The 3,445-nt window shown below is 70.3% G+C and carries 3 protein-coding genes and 2 pseudogenes; all 5 read right to left on the bottom strand.

The window, feature by feature from the left end:
* A pseudogene (locus AC04L7_RS14815) lies at nt 1–323 on the bottom strand (flagellar motor switch protein FliM); the annotation flags it as partial.
* 15 nt (nt 324–338) lie between these two features.
* On the bottom strand, nt 339–866 hold the full coding sequence (locus tag AC04L7_RS14810; RefSeq protein ID WP_475513296.1) for a flagellar basal body-associated FliL family protein: 528 nt from the start codon (nt 864–866) through the stop codon (nt 339–341).
* A gap of 223 nt (nt 867–1,089) precedes the next feature.
* Nucleotides 1,090–2,352 (bottom strand): flagellar hook-length control protein FliK, encoded by a 1,263-nt coding sequence (locus AC04L7_RS14805; RefSeq protein ID WP_475513295.1) that lies wholly within the window; start codon nt 2,350–2,352, stop codon nt 1,090–1,092.
* A complete protein-coding gene (fliJ, locus tag AC04L7_RS14800; protein WP_296281110.1) occupies nt 2,352–2,804 on the bottom strand; it encodes a flagellar export protein FliJ in 453 nt (150 codons plus the stop codon). The genes AC04L7_RS14805 and fliJ overlap by 1 nt, the downstream gene beginning before the upstream one ends.
* 18 nt (nt 2,805–2,822) lie before the next feature.
* Nucleotides 2,823–3,445: pseudogene (locus AC04L7_RS14795) on the bottom strand (flagellum-specific ATP synthase FliI); the annotation flags it as partial.

The following is a 3,445-nucleotide window of genomic DNA, read 5'->3' as shown; positions in this document are numbered from 1 at the left end:
AACTTGACCAGGTTGAGGTTGGTCGGCACGTACAGCGAATGCAGGTAGTCGCCGAACTTGATGGTCTCGATGCCGCGCACCGACAGCTCGGCGGAGCGCCGCAACAGGTTGAACAGGCCGATGCGCCACGTGCGCACGAAGCGCTCGTTGATCATTTCCAGCGTCGGCAGGCGGCCGCGCACGATGCGGTCCTGGCTGGCGAAGTCGTAGGTGCGCGCCACGGTGGGATCGTGCGGCGGCTCCTCGGTCTCGATCGCGCCGGTATCGACGCCGTTGAGGAGGGCGTCGATCTCGTCTTGCGACAGCAGGTCACTGGTCATCATGGCGGCGCGGTTCCGTCACTGCATCACGAAGCTGGTGAACAGCAGGGACTCGGCGCACGGCTTGCCGGTCTCGGCGACCAGCAGGGCCTTCACTTCACCGAGAGCGGCGTTCTGCAGGCGCTCCTTGYCTTCGCGCGACATCAGGCCGGCGGCATCCTGCTGCGCGAACAGCATCAGCAGGCGGGCGCGGATGGCGGGCGCATGCAGCTGGATGGCGGTCAGCGCCTCGGGGTCGCGCGTCATCAGCTGCACTTCCACCTGCAGATAGCGCGCGCCGCCGGTTTCGCCGACCAGGTTCACCACGAAGGGCGGCTCCAGCGCGAAGTACTGCGCAGGCGCGGGCACTTCGCCCGGGCTCTTGGCCTTGGGAGCGTCGGCCTTCTCGTCCTTGCTGCCGTGGCTGGCGAAGTACCAGGCGCCGCCGCCTGCAGCGCCGGCCGCGATGACCGCCACCAGCCCGATGGTCAGCAACGACTTGCCGCCCTTGGGCTTGTCGGCCTTGTCGGCCTTGGATTTGCTTGCGTTCTTGTCGGCGGCTGCCACGGCGATGGATCTCCTGAGGGGTCAGTCCAGGGGATGCAAGGGGCGTGCCGGGGCCTGAGGGAAAGGTCGACGGGGTTTTGACGCGCGGTGCCCAGGATGTGCTGACGTGGGAGCGACGTAAGTCGCGATATCGAAGCCGAAGCGCTTGGCGGCGGAGGGCGTACCGACGCCGATATCCGGCTCTCGCGACTTACGTCGCTCCCACAGGAGCGGGATCGGCCCGTCAGGCGTAAGCGTCCACCAGTCCGCGCGCGGTCATGCGGACGGTGCGGGGCGTGTCGGCGACGGGCTCGCCCGCATCGCCACGGGCGTCACCGGGCTGCGGCGCGCTGCCCTGTGACGGCGGCGCGTGCTGCTGGCCGACATCGGCGTGGGCGAGCTGGAAGCCGTGCTGGCCGAGCATGTCGCGCAGGCGTGGCAGGCTGCTCTCCAGGGCCTGGCGGACCTCGGCCTGCGCGCTGCTGAAGTCGGCATGCACGCGGTCGCCCTCCAGGCGCAGGCGTATCTCGACCGTGCCCAGGTCGTTGGGGGTGACCTTGATGTGGGCATGTCCGATCTTCTGGTCCGCCATCCAGCGGACGGCGTCGCCGATGTCGTCGTCGAAGTGGCCGCCGTGCAGGTCGGCGCTGGGCGCTTCCATCGGGTTGACGGTCTCGGTGCGGGACAGGCCGAGCGGTGCGTTCGAGGCGCCGACGCCGGCCAGCAGGTTGTTCACCGGCGCGGGAGCGTCGCCGTCGTCGGAGCGCAGGGCATCGACGATGTCGCGACCCAGCTGGACCGCGTCGGGCACGGCCGCCGCGACCTGGCCTGCCGCCAGATGGGTCGCGAACGACAGCAGGTTCTGCAGCGGGGCCTTGGCCGACGTCTCGGGCGCGGCCGTTGCCGCGGGCAACGCGGTGGCGGTCGACCCATCGGCGGAGTTCGTCGGCGCGGGATCGGCGCTGGCGGCGTCGATGCCGGCCGCTGCCAGGACCGGCATGCCGCCGGGCAACGACGCAGGCATCGGTGCGCGGGTACCGGCCAGCAACGCATCGGGCTCCAGCGGGGCAGTGGGCGAGGCCGTGTCCGGCAGGAGGGTGCCGGACGGATGGCCCGCCAGGTCGATCATCGTCGGTGCGGCCGCATTCGCCGGGACCATGACCGGTGCCGGCACAGGTGCTTCCAGCAACGTGAGCACGACCCGCGACGCCGCGTCCTGCGCAGCGGCCGTGTCTTCATCGGTGCTGGCGCGGGCGTCGTCGGTCTTGCGGGCAGTCGCGCCGGTCGGTGGCGCAGACGGGTCTCTTGCTTCGCCGGCCCGCGCACTGGTCGCACGTGCGGTGTCGTCGCGTTTCACGGGACGAYGGACCATCTCGTCGAACGCGGGCTTCTTCACGGTGCCCGGATCATCACTTGCAGGCACCGTGCCGGCCGATGCCGATGCCGATGCCGGCGCAGGCGGCGGCGCCTTGGCCGCGAACGGCAGCGCGGACGTCGATGAAGGCATCAGGCGTCCTCGTTCTCGCGGGCGGTGGCGGCCAGGCGGGCGCGGCGCGCGCCCACGTCGTCCATTTCGCGCTGGTCGCGACGGTCCACGATCAGCTTTTCCTGCACGCGATAGCTCGCGGCGAGCTGTTCAAGCACCTGCTTGTCGCGGCTGGCCAGCAGCAGGCGGTCGCGTTCGATGTCCACGCTGGCGCGGCTGCGGTCGACGTTCTGCAACTGCTGCTTGAGCGCCTGGTCGATGCGCTCGAGGAAGGCGCGCCGGTTGGCCAGTTGCGCGGGGCTGGTCGCGGCCATCTGGCTGTTGGCGTAGTCCTCGGCGTACTGGCGGAGCTCCTCCAGCCGGGATTCGTGCTGCGCCAGCGTGTTCTGGCGCTCGGCCAGCTCGCGGGCGACGGAATCCTCGTGCTCCTGCGCGCGGCGCAGCAGGGGATCGATTCGGCGGGACTGCATCATGACGGGGGTTCCTTGGCGTTACTGCAGGCCGGGCGGCAGCGGAATGCCGGCGGCGGCGTTGCGTTGGATCAGGGATTCCAGGGCGGCGCGGCTGCTCGGCAGGTCGGCGGCGCGCGCCACGTCCTGGCCGAGGAATTCGACGATCTCCGGCCAGCGTTCGAGCGCTTCGTCCACGGTCGGATCGTTGCCGCGCTGGTAAGCGCCGATGGCGATCAGGTCGCGGTTGCTGTTGTAGGCCGACAGCAGGCGCTTGAGCTTGCGGATGCGGTCGCGCCAGGTCTCGTCGGCGATTTCGGTGACCACGCGGCTGACCGAGGATTCGACATCGATGGCGGGGTAGAGCCCGGCGTCGGCCACGCGGCGCGACAGCAGGATGTGGCCGTCGAGGATGGCGCGCGCGGCGTCGGCGATCGGGTCCTGCGGATCGTCGCCTTCGGTGAGCACCGTGTAGAACGCGGTGATGGAACCGCGCCCCTTAGCGCCGTTGCCCGCGCGTTCGACCAGCGCCGGCAGGCGTGCGAACACGGACGGCGGATAACCGCGCGTGGTCGGCGGCTCGCCGACCGACAGGCCGATCTCGCGTTGCGCCTGGGCAAAACGGGTCAGCGAATCCATCAGCAGCAGGACATTCAGGCCCTGGT

Source organism: Pseudoxanthomonas sp. LjRoot204_2 (assembly GCF_056175765.1).
The sequence above is the reverse complement of the archived record's forward strand: the minus strand, read 5'-3'. Positions and strand labels throughout refer to the sequence as shown.